The 15,928-nt window shown below is 70.5% G+C and carries 15 protein-coding genes and 2 tRNA genes; 2 read left to right on the top strand and 15 right to left on the bottom strand.

All coding sequences use genetic code 11. From position 1 onward, the window contains the following. Nucleotides 1-469 precede the first annotated feature (469 nt). From ACFYY6_RS20255 to ACFYY6_RS20210, 10 genes are all read right to left on the bottom strand, one after another. Nucleotides 470-542 (bottom strand) — tRNA-Ala (locus ACFYY6_RS20255). A 134-nt stretch (nt 543-676) separates the two neighbouring features. Beyond that, nucleotides 677-910: a hypothetical protein gene (locus ACFYY6_RS20250; protein ID WP_026277450.1), complete on the bottom strand. Its 234-nt coding sequence runs from the start codon at nt 908-910 to the stop codon at nt 677-679. Nucleotides 911-913: 3 nt separating this feature from the next. After that, a complete protein-coding gene (locus ACFYY6_RS20245) occupies nt 914-1,081 on the bottom strand; it encodes a hypothetical protein (protein ID WP_389194455.1) in 168 nt (55 codons plus the stop codon). A 544-nt stretch (nt 1,082-1,625) separates the two neighbouring features. Then, nucleotides 1,626-1,698, bottom strand: a tRNA-Ala gene (locus ACFYY6_RS20240). 172 nt (nt 1,699-1,870) lie between these two features. Continuing rightward, nucleotides 1,871-2,524 carry a histidine phosphatase family protein gene (locus tag ACFYY6_RS20235; RefSeq protein WP_388650013.1) on the bottom strand — a complete coding sequence of 218 codons (654 nt, stop codon included), beginning with the start codon at nt 2,522-2,524 and terminating at the stop codon, nt 1,871-1,873. After that, nucleotides 2,521-2,952, bottom strand: a complete 432-nt coding sequence (gene rsfS / locus ACFYY6_RS20230; RefSeq protein WP_073783528.1) for a ribosome silencing factor — start codon at nt 2,950-2,952, stop codon at nt 2,521-2,523. Before rsfS ends, ACFYY6_RS20235 begins: the two co-directional genes overlap by 4 nt. A 390-nt stretch (nt 2,953-3,342) precedes the next feature. Beyond that, complete coding sequence (locus ACFYY6_RS20225) at nt 3,343-5,256, bottom strand: LCP family protein (protein WP_389194452.1); 1,914 nt, start codon at nt 5,254-5,256, stop codon at nt 3,343-3,345. A 15-nt stretch (nt 5,257-5,271) separates the two neighbouring features. Further along, on the bottom strand, nt 5,272-5,889 hold the full coding sequence (gene nadD, locus ACFYY6_RS20220; RefSeq protein ID WP_351519841.1) for a nicotinate-nucleotide adenylyltransferase: 618 nt from the start codon (nt 5,887-5,889) through the stop codon (nt 5,272-5,274). Nucleotides 5,890-5,927: 38 nt separating this feature from the next. Further along, complete coding sequence (locus ACFYY6_RS20215) at nt 5,928-6,092, bottom strand: hypothetical protein (protein WP_351519840.1); 165 nt, start codon at nt 6,090-6,092, stop codon at nt 5,928-5,930. Nucleotides 6,093-6,175: 83 nt separating this feature from the next. Continuing rightward, entirely contained in the window at nt 6,176-6,337 is a 162-nt protein-coding gene (locus ACFYY6_RS20210; RefSeq protein ID WP_351519838.1) for a hypothetical protein, read from the bottom strand. Nucleotides 6,338-6,447: 110 nt separating this feature from the next. Between ACFYY6_RS20210 and ACFYY6_RS20205 the strand changes: the two genes are divergently transcribed. Beyond that, a complete protein-coding gene (locus tag ACFYY6_RS20205; protein ID WP_351519837.1) occupies nt 6,448-7,581 on the top strand; it encodes a M48 family metallopeptidase in 1,134 nt (377 codons plus the stop codon). On the opposite strand, the gene ACFYY6_RS20200 is transcribed toward ACFYY6_RS20205, so the two are convergent. The 5 genes from ACFYY6_RS20200 to proB form a co-directional block, all read right to left on the bottom strand. After that, nucleotides 7,505-8,635, bottom strand: coding sequence for a hypothetical protein (locus ACFYY6_RS20200; protein ID WP_389194449.1), 1,131 nt, complete (start codon nt 8,633-8,635; stop codon nt 7,505-7,507). The two genes, ACFYY6_RS20205 and ACFYY6_RS20200, sit on opposite strands and share 77 nt — an antisense overlap. Before the next feature lie 546 nt (nt 8,636-9,181). Further along, complete coding sequence (locus ACFYY6_RS20195; protein WP_351519834.1) at nt 9,182-9,769, bottom strand: hypothetical protein; 588 nt, start codon at nt 9,767-9,769, stop codon at nt 9,182-9,184. A gap of 78 nt (nt 9,770-9,847) precedes the next feature. After that, complete coding sequence (locus ACFYY6_RS20190; RefSeq protein ID WP_351519832.1) at nt 9,848-11,131, bottom strand: glutamate-5-semialdehyde dehydrogenase; 1,284 nt, start codon at nt 11,129-11,131, stop codon at nt 9,848-9,850. A 292-nt stretch (nt 11,132-11,423) separates the two neighbouring features. Further along, nucleotides 11,424-11,951 carry a hypothetical protein gene (locus ACFYY6_RS20185; RefSeq protein WP_351519831.1) on the bottom strand — a complete coding sequence of 176 codons (528 nt, stop codon included), beginning with the start codon at nt 11,949-11,951 and terminating at the stop codon, nt 11,424-11,426. Nucleotides 11,952-12,095: 144 nt separating this feature from the next. Then, nucleotides 12,096-13,181, bottom strand: a complete 1,086-nt coding sequence (proB, locus tag ACFYY6_RS20180; protein WP_351519874.1) for a glutamate 5-kinase — start codon at nt 13,179-13,181, stop codon at nt 12,096-12,098. A gap of 607 nt (nt 13,182-13,788) precedes the next feature. Here proB and ACFYY6_RS20175 point away from each other — a divergent pair. Then, nucleotides 13,789-15,831, top strand: a complete 2,043-nt coding sequence (locus tag ACFYY6_RS20175) for a glycosyltransferase (RefSeq protein WP_389194446.1) — start codon at nt 13,789-13,791, stop codon at nt 15,829-15,831. Nucleotides 15,832-15,928: the final 97 nt, after the last annotated feature.

The following is a 15,928-nucleotide window of genomic DNA, read 5'->3' as shown; positions in this document are numbered from 1 at the left end:
ACGGAAACGAAAAATCCCCTCGCACAGGAGGGGACGCCGCGCCGATTCCGACCAGGCATTCTCACCGGTCGGGACTGATCAGCGCGGCTCGCTAAGCAGAAGGCGTACGGCACGCATGGCGCCAGGGTACCGCACGGCCCCGGAACCGGTCCGGGCGTGACCGGCCCTCGGACATGGAGCAGGGCCTCCTCCGCACAGCTCACCTTCCAGCGCCCGGGCGAACCCCCGCTTCGGGACACGCTTCCGCGCACGGCGCCGACCGGCTCGCCCGGGCCGATGCGCCGGATCGGCCGCCCCGCGCGTGGGCGGACACACGGACCGGGGCACGCACCGGCGCACAAGCCTGGCGCAGGTATCCGATGTGCCCGATGCACGAGCTCGACGTACTCGATGCGCCCAGCGCTTCCGGCATGCACATAAGAGAAGCGGGTCACCCCTTGAAGGATGACCCGCTTCTCTTTCTTCGCTGTGGAGCTAAGGAGAATTGAACTCCTGACCTCCTGCATGCCATGCAGGCGCTCTACCAACTGAGCTATAGCCCCGTGTTGTCCGCCTTCCGGTTCCCCGTGGCGACATCGAGAACATTACCGGTGACCCCGCCACTCCACCAAATCGTTTCGCGCCCGACCGGATCCGACCTGTTTTGTCGGCGCCATGAGCCACCTGTCACGCAGCCTCAGGCGGTGGCGAAGGAGTAGAAGCGCTTGAGCGTGCAGTGCTCGTCCAACAGCCGCCCGTAGATCGGCTCCCCCTCCAGCTCCCGGTAGGTCTCGATGGGGTCGCCTTTTATGATCAGTGCCCGCGCACACTCCTCGCACCAGTACTGGTACTCGGGATTGACCGGGTCCATGTCCCGGACGATGGGCGTACCGCTGCCGCACCAGTCGCACTTCCGCCTGTGAGCACCCATGGGTCAGCTCCGGCTTCGCTCGCCGACGGCGGACACGTGAAAGATCCGGCCGTCGCCGCCGAGCGCGCGGGTCCGGCCACCGGCGGGCCGGTCGGCGCGGGTGCCGTGGGGACGCAGGCGACGTCCGAGGACGAGGGGCAGGTCCGGGACCTCGTGGCGGCTCGCAAGCATCGCGCGCTCCCTCCCGTTCAGTCCGTAGCCCCCTCCGGCGCTCCGATTCTGCCATGAGCCTGCAAGAGGGGCAGCCCACCGCGGATTCGGCCGATCACCACCACCTCCCAAGCGCCGATCAAGCCCCCGCCTCCCGGGATCCGCCGCGGCGAATCCACCGGTGGGCAGAGCCCCTTGGCATCGCACAGGTCGCGATCCGAACCCCGCCCGGACCACCGTCGTGCGACACGGCCGCGCCGCACGGAGCGGCCCGGCCGGAACGGAAGCGAGCGGCCAGGCGACGCCAACTCCCTTGGGGGAACCCGCTGACGAGGAGCGTGGACGCTGACGGCGCATCAACAGGACCGACACCGAAGGCATCTCGCCCTCGGGCGGCACCGGGAGAGGAACGAGGGACGGAGGAGAACGGGCGGACATCGTCGCGCCGGATGCCGCAGAACCCGGCGCCGAGCGGCGGAGCAGCGCAGCCTGTAAGGAGCCAAGGACTCCTTGTCGACGGGAACGCAAGGATCCCGCCCCCTGACAGGGACGGGATCCTTGATTGTGGAGCTAAGGAGAATTGAACTCCTGACCTCCTGCATGCCATGCAGGCGCTCTACCAACTGAGCTATAGCCCCGCTGTTCGCTTTGTTTCTTGCGTTTCTGCCCCGCGAACAAGAAGAACTCTAGCCTGTGACCAGCCAGAAAGTGAAATCCGGCAGCTGCCGCCCCACGCGAGGCCCTCCTGGGGCTCCGCAAGGACCTTCATGCGGCGCCGGCCCCGGCGAGAGCCCTGCCACGAGAGCCCGGCTACGTGTCGTCGCCCAGCACCGGCTCGGGGAGCGTGCCCGCATTGTGCTCCAGCAGTCGCCAGCCTCGCGCGCCCTCGCCGAGCACCGACCAGCAGCAGTTGGAGAGCCCACCGAGCCCTTCCCAGTGGTGCGACTCCAGGCCCAGCAGCCGACCGATGGTGGTGCGGATGGTGCCGCCGTGGCTGACCACGACGAGCGTGCCGCTGCCGGGCAGCTTGTCGGCGTGTTCGAGTACGACCGGGGCGGCCCGGTCTGCGACCTCGGTCTCCAGCTCCCCACCGCCGCGGCGCACCGGCTCGCCGCGCTTCCACGCGGCGTACTCCTCGCCGTACCGTCCGACGATCTCCTCGTGGGTGAGCCCCTGCCAGGCGCCGGCATAGGTCTCGCGCAGTCCCGCGTCGTGCGCGACGTCCATGCCGGTGAGCGCGGCGAGCTCGGCGGCCGTGGCGGTAGCCCGTCGCAGATCGGACGCGACGATCGCGTGCGGCTTCAGCGAGGCGAGCAGCCGGGCGGCCCGTCGGGCCTGTCCGACGCCTGTCTCGGTGAGCGGGATGTCCGTGGAGCCCTGGAACCGGTGCTCCAGGTTCCACGCTGTCTGGCCGTGTCGCCAGAGGACGATCTTGCGGCCCCTGTCGCTCCTGCTGCCGTTCAGCTCCGCTCGCCTTCCGTGCCGCCGGTGAGCTGGGCGTGCTCCTCGGCCTTGCCCCGGGTCTTGACGGCGTCCTCGGGGAGCTCGATCTCGGGGCAGTCCTTCCAGAGGCGCTCCAGGGCGTAGAAGACCCGCTCCTCGTTGTGCTGGACGTGAATGACGATGTCGACGTAGTCGAGGAGGATCCAGCGGGCGTCGCGGTCGCCCTCGCGGCGCACCGGCTTGGCGCCGAGCTCCTTCAGGAGCCGTTCCTCGATCTCGTCGACGATCGACTTGACCTGGCGGTCGTTGGGCGCCGAGGCCAGCAGGAAGGCGTCCGTGATCGACAGCACATCGCTGACGTCGTACGCGATGATGTCGTGCGCGAGCCGGTCGGCGGCAGCCTGGGCGGCGGTGTTGATGAGCTCGATGGAGCGGTCCGTGGCGGTCACAAGCAGGCTTTCGTCGGCGGTCGGTTCACCCTCGCGGGGGTCGCGGAGAACCTCCCGGAGGCTGCTGCTCGTCCCGGTCGTGTCGGCACGCGGCCGTCCGGTACGCACGACCGCGGTCCGCCGGGACGGCCTCCTGGCGGAGCAGTCGGGCCGTTTCGGCGGCGCCGCAGACGTACGCGCCGGGCGTCGGGGGCCCGGCCGAGATCTTCAGCACCCTCCTAGGGTCTCACGGACCACCGACAGCCCACACAACAAACGTTCGGAGCGCTTCCGGCATCGGCAGGGGCGAACCCGCCCGGGCCGAGCGACGGGACCGGCCGGGCCGCCGGTCCCGCGCCCCGGGCCGAGTGGCCGAGGTCCGACACCGGCGGCCCGGGGCCCCTGCTCAGGTCATTTGGCCTTGTAGTCCTGCCCGAGCAGGACGGACACGACCGCGTTGGAGAAGGGGCTCCCCTGCTTGACCGCGCTCGTCGGCAGCCCCAGGGTCTTGGCGACCTGTGTCGCGGTCTCCTTGTCCTCGGGCTTCTTGTAGATCACCTCGGACGACGCCGCGGTCTCGGTCGCGCTGCTGCCGACGAAGATGTACCCGCCGTTGACCAGCTTGATCCGGGCGGATTCCGAGCCGTCCTTGCCACCGGTGGCGTTCTTGATGGCGACACGCACCGCCGCACCGGCCTCCGGAGCCTTCACCGTGCCGCCCAGGATGTCCTTGACGACACTCTCGGCGGCAGTGTCGCTGAGCGTGCCGTCGGCCTGCGCCGCCAGCAGCGTCGTCTTGTGGTCACCCATCTTGGCGTGCCGGGCGAGCTTCGCCAGGGAGGCGCCGAGGTCCTTCTCGGGAAGCGAGGGATCGAGGATCTGCGCCAGGGTCTGCACGGTGACGGTGGCGGCCTTCGGGTCGTCCGAGATCTTCCGCAGCACGCCCCGCAGCACCTCGCCGAACCGCATGAGCTGTTTCGCCTCGTCCTCGCCGGGTGCCCGGTAGGTGGCGTACGCGACGGCCATCCGGCCGCTCAGGGTCTGTGCCTCCCCCTTCTTCACCAATGGAGAGGCGTCCTTCTTCGTGTCGGGCACGTCGGTGTCGGTGTCGACGTCGATGTTGCCGACGAGGTCGACGAGGGTCTCCAGGTAGGGAGTATCGAGCCGCCACGTGCCGCTGATCCTGGTGCCGAGCAGCGTGTCGATCGATTCGCGGGTGCCTGTGGTGCCGTCGTCCTCGACGGACTTGCCGAGGGTGGTCGTGGCGCCCTCGTCGTCGGCGAGCGCGAGGGAGTTGGGGAGCAGGACGGTGCTCCCCTTCTTGGTCGTCACGTTGTCGACGAGCAGCGCCGTGGAGGTGCCGCCCTTCTTGGTGTCGTGGAGGTGGACCACGATGACGTCCCGCTGCTGCGGGCCCGTCGCCGCGGTGCTGTCCTTCTCCGAGTCGGAGAGGCCGGGGAGCATCCCGGCGGACCACAGATAGCCGACGCCGCCGACGATCACGAGAGCCGCCACGACTATCAGCGCGACCATGCGGTTGCGGCCGCGGCGTCGCGCCTCCTCGCGCCGTTCGCTGCGGCTCTCGGTGAACTTGAGCCAGTCGATGACGTCTTCGGAGTCCTCGTCGGGCTCCTCGATGAAGGAGAACTGCTCGGTGCGGTAGTCAGGGCGGCGCTGCCCCGGAACCGTCGACTCCGATTCTGCCCCGGACTCCGGCCGCTGTTCCGGCTCGGCCCGATCGGGAGCGGGTGCCCCCGGCGCGGTCGGCGCCGAGGACCCGGACGGCACCGCTTGCGCGGCGGACCGCTGCTGCGGATACGCCTCGGCCTCCTGCGGGGGAGCCGCCGCCTGCTGCGGGATGTTCCACTGCTGCGTGGTGTCGACGGCGGCGGGCTGCCGGCCGGTGTCGTAGCCGTAGCCTTCGTAGCCGCCGTACGCCTGCTGTTCAGGCTGGTGCTGCTGGTGAGATTGGGTCTGATGTGCCTGCTGGGGCGCCTGGGCGGCATAGGGGTCGTACGTCTGCGGTTGAGCCGGATGCGCCTGCTGGGGCTGGGCGTAGGGGTCGTATCCGTATCCCTGACCCGCTCCGTAGCCGCTCTGATCAGTGCCGTTGCCGCTCCGGCCGGTTCCGTAGCCACCCTGGTCGGCCGGGTACGAGTGCTGCTGAGGCTGCTGCGGGTGCTGAGTCTGCTGGGACGCGTACGGGTCGTATGTGTCGTACGCCTGCGGTCCGGCCTGCTGGTACACCGGCTGCCCGTACTCGTCGTAGCCGACGATCTGCGGCTGCTGGTAATACGGGTCGTACGGGTTCTGTCGGTCGTTCACCGGTGCCCCTCTGACTCATTCGCCGCGGTACAGCTGGCGCTTGTCGATGTAGCGAACCACACCGTCCGGCACCAGATACCAGACCGGCTCCCCCTGCGCGACCCTCTCGCGGCAGTCCGTGGACGAGATCGCGAGCGCGGGCACCTCCACGAGGGAGACGCCGCCCTCCGGCAGTCCGGGGTCGGTGAGCGTGTGGCCCGGCCGTGTCACACCGATGAAGTGGGCGAGCGAGAAGAGTTCGTCGGCGTCCCGCCAGGTGAGGATCTGGGCGAGCGCGTCGGCACCGGTGATGAAGAAGAGATCCGCGTCACCGTGGATCGCGCGCAGATCCCGCAGCGTGTCGATGGTGTACGTCGGTCCGCTGCGGTCGATGTCGCTCCGGCTGACCGAGAACTGCGGGTTGGAAGCCGTCGCGATGACCGTCATCAGATAGCGGTCCTCGGCCGGGGAGACGCGCTTGTGGCTCTTCTGCCAGGGCTGCCCGGTCGGAACGAAGATCACCTCGTCGAGGCGGAACTGGGCGGCCACTTCGCTGGCCGCCACCAGGTGTCCATGATGGATCGGGTCGAACGTCCCGCCCATCACGCCGATACGGCGTTTTCCGCTGCCGGTAGGCATTTCCTGCTCTTCCATGCGTGCAGAGCCTACTGGCACAGTTGTTCGCCTTCGCTTCAGCGGTCGCGGTTGAAGCGGGTGGTGATCCACAGCAGGAGCATCAACGCGATGAACGCGCCGCCGCCGACGATGTACGGGTCGAGGCTCGGGTGGTTGCCACCGTGCTCGCCGCCCTCGGCGGCAAGGGTGACCAGCTGGTGCGCGGTGCTCGTGAGGCTCATCTTCGGCAGGACCTTCGATCGGGGGTCGGAAGCAGGACGTCGCGCACATCGTATGCGGGCGCCCCGGGCGTGCTCACGCCGACTCAGTCGTTGTCGCCGTCACCACCGTTGCCGCGGTACCCGCGGAGCAGGAACCAGGCGAGCAGCACGGCTCCGACGAGCGCGGCGAGCAGCACGATGCGGAACGTGCCGCCGAGCCCCTGGTCCTCGGAAGCGGCGGCGAGCAGGGCAACGGTATGTGGCATCTCGGGCGTCTCCTCAGTTGTCCACAGCCCCCCGCACACCGTAGCCCCAGCACCTACGCTGGGATCCGTCAGGGGGCGAGCGACGTCTCGTACGAACAGGGGGCCCATTCATGACCGAACGCAACTACGAGAGCGGCGAGAACGTGCCGAGCAGGCAGCGTCGGCGTTTCGCGGGGATCTCGTCCCGGGCCTACGAACACCCGGCGGACCGCTCCGCCCTGGTGGCCCTGCGCAAGCTGAGCGGTTTCGACACCGTCTTCAAGACACTGAGCGGTCTGCTGCCCGAGCGCAGCCTGCGACTGCTCTTCCTCTCCGACTCCGTCCGGGTGAGCGACGCGCAGTTCGTCCATCTCAACGACATGCTGCGGGACGCCTGTTACATCCTGGACCTGGAGAAGGTGCCGCCGATGTACGTCAGCCAGGATCCGCAGCCCAATGCCATGTGCATCGGTCTCGACGAGCCGATCATCGTGGTGACCACGGGGCTGGTGGAGCTGCTCGACGAGGAGGAGATGCGGGCCGTCATCGGCCACGAGGTGGGGCACGCCCTCTCCGGCCATGCCGTGTACCGCACGATTCTGCTGTTCCTCACGAACATCGCGCTGAAGGTCGCCTGGATCCCTCTCGGCAATGTGGCGATCATGGCGATCGTGACAGCACTGCGCGAGTGGTTCCGCAAGTCGGAGCTGTCGGCCGACCGCGCGGGGCTGCTGGTCGGACAGGATCTGCGGGCGTCGATGCGCGGGCTGATGAAGATTGCGGGCGGCAACCATCTCCACGAGATGAACGTGGACGCCTTCCTCGCGCAGGCGGACGAGTACGAGAAGGGCGGCGATCTGCGCGACTCCGTGCTCAAGATCCTCAACCTGCTGCCCCGCTCGCACCCGTTCACCACGGTGCGCGCGGCCGAGCTGAAGAAGTGGTCCGAGAGCCGCGACTACCAGCGGATCATGGACGGTCACTACCCGCGGCGGGAGGAGGACAAGGACACCTCGGTCACGGATTCCTTCCGCCAGTCCGCGGCGCACTACGCGGACACGGTGCGGACCAGCAAGGATCCGCTGATGAAGCTCGTCGGCGACATAGCGGGCGGTGCCGGGGACCTGGGGGGAAGGCTCCGCGACAAGTTCACCGGACAGGGCGGGGGCGCGGCCGGGAAGGGCGGTGCTACGGGTGACTCCCCGGGCTCGGCGCGGCCGGATGAGCCCCGGGCCCCCGAGGGGCCGGAGCCGACGGGGAACTGACCACGAGCGTTCCGCAGAGCGCCCCCGTGGGCCGACCCGTGTCGTACGGGTCGGTGCCCGCGGGACCGCGGGAGGTGGCGCGCTCACCAGCGAGCAGGGGCCGCAGGACGCCCGTGGTGTCCGACGGGCACGCCTGCGGCCCGGCCTGGACGTAGCTGGTGCGGAGCTCCAGCCGGTGCAGGCGCAGGTCCTCCCGGTCGAAGCGGAAGTGCAGCTCGCGCCGCACGGTGAAGAGCGAGGCACCGCCCATTCGCTGGGATCCGGAGGCGGCGGGGCGGAGCGTGTACGTGAAGATGTGGTCCGACACCACCTCCAGCGTGTCGGCCCCCGCCTCGCTGTAGCTCAACGTGCCCCGGACACGGATGTCGGGACTGGCCAGGGCCACCTTCGCCGGGTCGAAGCGGACCAGCCAGCCGGCGGGGGCGTGCTGCCCGTCGTCGTCCGGCCGGTGCATGCTGCGCTCGAACTGAGCCATCTGGTCGGGGTCGAGCAGCATCTCCACCGGCCGCAGCGCGTGCCCGGTGAGGACGTCGGGGTCGAGCGAGGACGCGACCAGGTAGTCCTTGACGGTGGCCAGGGCCATCGCCACCTGGTTGTCGGAGAAGTTGTCGGTGGCCCTGATCGGTGGCGAGTTGATGCCTGCGGCGCCTTTCGCGAACTGTGCGGCGGGGCTCCGGGAGAGGAGGTCGGAGGCCGTTCCGCCTGGTACGGGGTCGCGCGGGGCCAGCGGGACGACGGTCGATCTCAGCACTTCGGCCTTTCGGCCGACGGGCGTCTGGTAGGGGTGGCGAAGGCCCATGTATACGGCCGTTCCGAAGGCCAGCGCGATCAGGAGGACCAGGGCGATGGCGGCTCGGGAACCGGCCTTGAATCTTCGGGGAGGGAGACTGCGCACAGCAGGAGTGTGATCGGCTATGCGTTCCTGCGCGGAGAATTCCTTCAGCCGGGCAGCCCGAACGAACGACTCGTCGAAGACGAGTGACCTGTACTCGTCCTCACCGCCACCCGGTGTGTTCTCGGACGGGCCTTCTGGTGGTTCTCCGCGGTGTGCCATGACTTCTCCCGACTCCACGTCACCGACCGAGGTCGAAACGCATCGCTCTGTCTCGGCCGATGGCTTCGGACAGGGCCCGCCCGTCATGGCGCGTATGGCGCCCCATGACCACCCGTGTGCGGACGAGTGAGAAGCCCCCTCGGAGAGAGGGGTCACACCTTCAGGGTAGGTCGATTGGGGCTGCGGTAAACGCGGAGGCGAGAGAGAACCGCCCGGGGCGTGAGAGAACCGTCCGGCAGCGGCACGGGAAGGCCCGGACACCCGGGCTCGGTGCGGGACGCCCGGGGCACATGATCCGAGCACGGCACGGGACGCCCCACGAAGCCGGACCGCGCCGGGAACGGCCCGGGAGGGTCCGGCGCACGGACCAGGGCGTGGTGAGGAAGGCCCGGGCCGTGCGGGAAGCGAGCCGGAGACGGGGGAGGAAGGCCCGGGCCGCGCGGGGAGAACAGCACGGGGTACGGAGAGGGTTGGCCGAGCGGTGCGCAGAACGACCTGGGGCGCGGGCAGCGGGCCCCGAGAGGCTCGGTAGGTGGTCCGGGCGGGTCAGCCGCTGCTGGGGATCGCGGAGGCCGTGAGGCGCGGCCGGTCGGCCGATGCCGAGGGCAGGGCAGTGGGGCCCTGCCCGGGGGCCGTGTCCACGCCGGTGGTGGCAGGTGGTGGGACGGGGTTCTGCCGGTTGCCCGACGCGTTGCGGTAGACCGCCCCGAAGGCCAGCGCGACCATGCCGATGCCCATCAGCACGGCGAGGATCCAGGCCACGGGCCGGTGCCAGCGTGCCGACCCCCGATAGGGGCGCAGCGCCCCTCCGTGGCGGCCGTAGGGGCCGCCGTCGGGGTCGAGCGGGTCGCAGGAGACGCCCTGACCGCCGTACGGGCCGTCGTGGCCGTATCCCTCGTCGGAGAAGTCGTCGTCCAGCGGGCCACCGCCCGCCCGGGAACGGGCCGCCTCGGCCTCCGCCCGTGCCTGCGCGGCCGCGAGCAGCCGTTCCACGGCAGTGGGTTCGTGGATCTCGGCGGCCCGTACGAAGTCCTCGTCGAACACCACGGAGGCGAAGTCCTCGTCCGCGCCCCCGCGGTCGTCGTCGGGCTCCCAGCCGTCCGGGAACGGCCTGCCCCCCACGTCGTCCGGCACAGTTTTCAGACTAGCCCCGGCGGGTCGTTCTCGGCAGGGAGTCCGCGTGACATTCACCGAACCCGGGCGGTCACCCGGTCACCGTACGTGACCGTCGCCGGTGACGATGTACTTCGTCGAGGTCAGCTCGGGCAGCCCCATCGGCCCCCTGGCGTGCAGCTTCTGCGTGGAAATGCCGATCTCGGCGCCGAAGCCGAACTGCCCGCCGTCGGTGAAGCGCGTCGAGGCGTTCACGGCCACCGTCGTGGAGTCGACCAGTTGGGTGAAGCGGCGTGCGGCGGCCTGGGACGTGGTCACGATCGCCTCGGTGTGGCCGGAGGACCAGAGCCGGATGTGCGCGACGGCCGCGTCCAGCGAGTCCACGACGGCCGCGGCGATGTCGTAGGAGAGGTACTCGGTCTCCCAGTCCTCCGGGGTCGCCGGCACCACGGTGGCCTTGGAACCGGCGGCGTGTTCGAGGACCCGCTCGTCGCCGTGCACGGTCACCCCGGCCTCGGCCAGCGCGTCCAGGGCGCGCGGCAGGAACTGCGCGGCCACGTCCTTGTGCACCAGGAGCGTCTCGGCGGCGTTGCAGACGCTGGGGCGCTGGGCCTTGGAGTTGACCAGGATGTCGACGGCCATGTCGATGTCGGTCCGCGCGTCCACGTAGACGTGGCAGTTGCCGGTGCCGGTCTCGATGACCGGAACGGTGGACTCCTCGACCACCGTGCGGATCAGCGAGGCGCCGCCGCGCGGGATGAGGACGTCGACGAGACCGCGGGCCCGCATCAGCTCGCGCACCGAGTCGCGGCTCTCGCCCGGCACCAGCTGCACCGCGTCGGCCGGGAGGCCCGAGCCGCCGACCGCGTCGCGGATCACCCGTACGAGTGCGCTGTTGGACGCGTATGCCGAGGACGAGCCGCGCAGCAGCACGGCGTTGCCGGACTTCAGGCAGAGCGCAGCGGCGTCGACCGTGACGTTCGGGCGGGCCTCGTAGATGATGCCGACCACGCCGAGCGGCACCCGGACCTGTCGCAGATCGATGCCGTTGGGCAGGGTGGAGCCCCGGACGACCTCGCCGACCGGGTCGGGCAGCGCCGCCACGTCGCGAACGTCGGCGGCGATGGCGCGGATCCGCTCCGGGGTGAGGGTGAGGCGGTCGACGATCGCCTCGCTGGTCCCGGCCTCGCGGGCGCGGGCGACGTCCTCGGCGTTGGCCTCGACGATCTCGCCCGTCCGTACCTCCAGCGCGTCCGCGATCGCGAGCAGCGCGTCGTCCTTCGCCGCGCGCGGCGAAGGCGCGATGTCGGCGGCGGCGGCGCGCGCCCGGTAGGCGGCCTGGGCGACCGGGGACATGTTGTCGTACGGCGAGAGCATGGTCATGCCCGCAGCGTAGTGCGCACACCGCGGACATCCGCCACGTATCCCGTGATGCGAGACAACTGCCCCGGGCCGGTCATGCCCGGAACCCGTGCCGGATCTCCCGTGGCGGGGCATCCGCGGAATGCGCCGCGCACCCGCGCGACGAGCTGTGCGCGAACCTGTGACCGGCCGCGCGCGAAACCCGTGCCGAACACCCGCGACCGGCCGCGCCCGGGATGCGTGCCGACGCCCCCCTGGTCGTACCGGGCCCCGGGCAGTCGCGCCCGGGGCCCGTGGCCGGTGGTACGGGTGCTCAGAAGGGGTGCACGCCGACCGGGGCCGCCGGGGGCGGCCCGTATCCCTCGGCGACGCGCTGGTGATACGTCTCGCGGTCGATGACCTCCAGACCGACGATCTCCCAGGGCGGGAGCCCGGCGGTGGAGCGGTGCTCTCCCCAGAGCCGTAGCGCGACCGCCGCGGCATCGTGCAGGTCTCGGGCCTCCTCCCAGTAGCGGATCTCCGCGTGGTCGTTGGCATACCGGCTGGTCAGCAGGAAGGGATGGTCGTGCGCGAGCTGTTCGAGGCCGCGTCTGACCTCCCTGAGCGGGATCTCGACCCCCGAGACGCTCAACGTGATGTGCCAGAGCCTCGACGGGGTGCGCTCCGGGGCACGACCCTCGCCCATCGGCCCCGGTTTCACCGCTGCGGGCCCGAACCCGGTGGTCCGGTCGTCCGTACGGTCCGCGGGCCGGCTCCCGTCGAAGTCGGCACCTGCTCCGACACTGGTCAGGGCCCGGCCACCCGTTCCTCGGGGCGGCGCCCCCGGGCGCGCTCGTCTCACCGGCGGCCTCCTGTGTATGCGTTTACTGTGCGGTACCCCGCTGTGTCCCCGTTACAAAGTTGACCAGCCCGCGGCCCGGCATGGGGTGGTTTTCCCGAAGGTCTCCGTCCTGGGACGGGACTTTCAACCGTTTCAGGGGGTCTGTCAGCGGTGCAGAACGACAAGATCGTCCCTGTGTACGATCTCGCGCTCGTACGCCGGACCGAGTTCCCGTGCCAGGTCGCGGGTGGAGCGGCCGAGCAGTTGCGGGATCTCCTTCGCGTCGAAGTTGACGAGCCCGCGAGCCACGGGACGCCCTGAGGCATCGCGCAGTTCCACCGGATCACCGGCGGTGAACTCGCCCTCGACCGCCACGATCCCGGCGGGCAGCAGCGAGCCGTGCCGCTCGACGAGCGCTCGGACCGCCCCGTCGTCGAGGGTCAGCGAGCCCTGCGGGGTGGAGGCGTGGGCGAGCCAGAGGTGCCGGTCGGCGGACCGCCGCCCCGTGCGGTGGAAGTACGTGCCGGTGTCCCGTCCGGCCAGGGCGTCGGCGGCCCGGCTCGCCGAGGTGAGGACGACGGGGACCCCGGCGGCGGTGGCGATCCGGGCGGCCTCGACCTTGGTGACCATGCCTCCGGTGCCGACGCCCGCCTTCCCCGCGCTGCCGATGACGACCCCCGCCAGATCCTCGGGACCGGCCACCTCGGCGACCCGCGAGGCGCCCGGGACGCTCGGATCGCCGTCGTAGAGACCATCCACGTCCGAAAGGAGGACCAGCAGGTCCGCGCGGACCAGGTGAGCGACGAGGGCCGCGAGCCGGTCGTTGTCGCCGAACCGGATCTCGTCCGTGGCCACGGTGTCGTTCTCGTTGACGATCGGGAACGCACCCATGTCCAGGAGTTGGTCGAGGGTGCGGCAGGCGTTGCGGTAGTGGGCGCGGCGACTGGTGTCGTTGCTGGTCAGCAGCACCTGCCCGACGCGTACGCCGTACCGCGCGAAGGAGGCGGTGTAGCGGGCGACGAGCAGCCCCTGCCCGACGCTGGCCGCGGCCTGCTGCCTGGCCAGGTCCTTGGGCCGCCGGTGCAGGCCGAGCGGGGCGAGCCCGGCGGCGATGGCGCCACTGGAGACGAGCACGATCTCGCGCTCCCCGCCGCTGCGCACCTTGGCGAGCACGTCGACGAGCGCGTCGACCCGGTCGGCGTCGAGGCCGCCCGCCGCCGTGGTGAGCGAGGAGGAACCGACCTTGACCACGATCCTGCGGGCCTCTGTGACGCCCTGCCTTGCCCCTGACACGTCCATCCCCAATGATTCGGCCTCGCCCAGCCCCCGCAATCTACGCGAAAGAGGGGAACGGGCGCCCACGCGTTTCGCCCCGTGGACGCACGGGCCCCGGTTCTCCCGGTCCCGGGCGGTCCCGGCGCATTCGCACATACGTCATTCGTACATGTGTCGGTACGCATGTGGTACGGCCGTCCCGGAACAGGCCGTCCCACCCCCTACGGATGTCGTAGCCCTGCCGCCCCGCCCCGCACCCTTACGCCATTACCCCTGCCCCCATGGGGCCCTTTCCCCGTACGCGTACACCCTTGCCCGCACACCCGTGCACTTTGTGCAACGCCTGTACGGAACTGCGGAAACGCATTCGAAACGACCGTCTTCCCGGCGGCGTGCCTTCGCGCCGGGGGAACGGAAGAATGCCGACGCACGCCGAACTCCGCGCAACCCTCGGGTCACTTCGTTCATCTAAGAGCCGATAGGGTGCAATGCGGCGGCCCTCCCCCGTTCGCTTCGGCAGTGGCAGTGTCGGCCCCGCATCCGCCGCCCTCTCCAGAGACCTACCAGACATGGGACAGCAGCGATGCCAGTCAAAGTTAGTGTCGTCATTCCGGTGTACAACCCGGGCAAGTACATCGACCCCTGCATCGACTCGCTCCTGCGGCAGTCATTGCCCCCGGAAGAGTTCGAAGTTCTGTTCGTGAACGACGGGTCGACGGACGACACCCCTGCTCGGCTGGAGAAACTGTCGGCGGAGCACCCCCATTTCCGGCTGATCACCATCCCCAATTCCGGCTGGCCGGGAAAGCCCCGCAACATCGGCGTGGACGAGGCGAAGGGCGAGTACGTCCAGTTCGTCGACCAGGACGACCACCTCGCCTCGGACGCCCTGCGCCGTCTGTACGAGATGGGGCACCGCAACGGCTCGGACATCGTCATCGGCAAGGTGGCCAGCAACTTCCGCGGTGTGCCGCACGGCGTGTTCAAGAAGGACCGCGAGAAGTGCACGCTCCACGACGCGCCCCTGTACGACAGCCTCACGCCGCACAAGATGTTCCGTACGGCGTTCCTCCGTGAGAACGGCATCGCCTATCCCGAGGGCAAGCGCCGGCTGGAGGACCAGCTCTACATGATGCAGGCGTACTTCCCCGCGAAGGCCGTCTCGATCCTCGGGAGCTACACCTGCTACTACTACTCCCGGCGCGACGACGGCAAGAACGCGGGATCCGCCAAGATCGTCCCGTCCCAGTACTACGGGAACCTCCGTGAGGTCCTGGACGTCGTCGTGGCCAACACCGAACCCGGCTCGTTCCGGGATCTGCTGCTGCGCCGCTTCTACCGGGTCGAGATGCTGGGCCGACTGAGCGAGCCCTCGGTCGTCAAGTACCACCCCGAATTCCTCCACGAGATGGTCGACGCGATCAGGCCGCTGGCCCTCGACTTCATGGGCGACGGCGTGCACGACGGCCTCGGCCCGCTGCTGCGGGTGCGGTCGACGCTCCTGCGCAAGGACGACCGGGAGGGCCTGCTCCGGATCGCCCGGTTCGCCGGCGGCGTCAAGGCGGCGGCCCGGCTGGAGGAGTTCGCCTGGCAGACGGACGGCCGCGTCGCCATCACCGTCACCGCCCGGCTGGTCCACGGCGACGACCAGGAGCCGGTGAGGCTGCTGCGCCGCGACGGCCGCTACTTCCTGCACCCGGACACCGGGGGCGGTCTGCTCCCGCGCGACGAACCGCTGGACGTCACCGACGACATCGACGGCTTCTCCGCCGAACTGTCGCTGCGCAACCGCGAGACGGCCGTCGAATGGCCCTGCCCCGCCTCGTTCACCACCGAGATCGACGATCTCGGCGACGGCGTCTGCGAGGTCGTGCTGCGGGGCGGCGGCCATGTCTCCTCGGAGGCCGTCAAGGGCCGCGGCCGGGTCTCCCGCGGCTTCTGGGACATCTGGGTACCGCTGCGCGGCCTCGGTCTGGTCCGCAAGGCACGGCTCGGCGCCGACCGCGCGCCGGAGGTGGACGCCACCTGCCTGCCCGCGTCGCTCGGTTCACCGGCACGCGCCGTCATCCCGTACTTCACCGACCCGCACAGCAATCTCACGCTCGACGTGAGCCGCCGCGGCAAGAAGCTCGCCGCCTATCTGGAGGGACGTCCGGTGCTGCGGGTCCCGGGCCGCCGGACCGAACTCCGGCTGGACCTCTTCACCACCGACACCACCGCCACGTCCGAGGCCCGCCTGGTCCTGACCCCGGCCGACGGAACCGGCACGGCCGCGCACACGCTGCGCACCACGCTGCACCCGACGAAGGGCCGGGCCCACCTCGTTCTCCCGGACCGCGCGCCCGGCCTCGCGGCGGGCGACTGGAACCTCTCCGTCCGGCTGGACGGGGAGAAGAACCCCGCGCTTCCCCTGTGCTCCGTCACGATCGGAGCGGGCGGGCGGATCCAGCTGGCCCCGGAACTGGCCGAGGCCCCGGCCTCCGTCATGGCGGGCGTCACCGCGCAGCGCCGGAAGGCGACACTGCGACGGGCGCTGCGCACCATCGGCGGCCCCGTCGTGCGCAGGCTCCCTCCGCAGGGCCGGAAGCGTGCGCGCCGCCTCGCCGAGCGGCTCCTCGCCGGCTGACCCCTCGGCCGCCCCGCGTGCCGTCGTGGGCGCCGTCGGCCGATCCCCCGGGGCCGGTCGACACCCACCGGCCGGCCCGGGGCGAGGCCGCATCACC

The sequence above is a fragment of the Streptomyces sp. NPDC001750 genome (assembly GCF_042892615.1).
Taxonomy (GTDB): domain Bacteria; phylum Actinomycetota; class Actinomycetes; order Streptomycetales; family Streptomycetaceae; genus Streptomyces.
The sequence above is the reverse complement of the archived record's forward strand: the minus strand, read 5'-3'. Positions and strand labels throughout refer to the sequence as shown.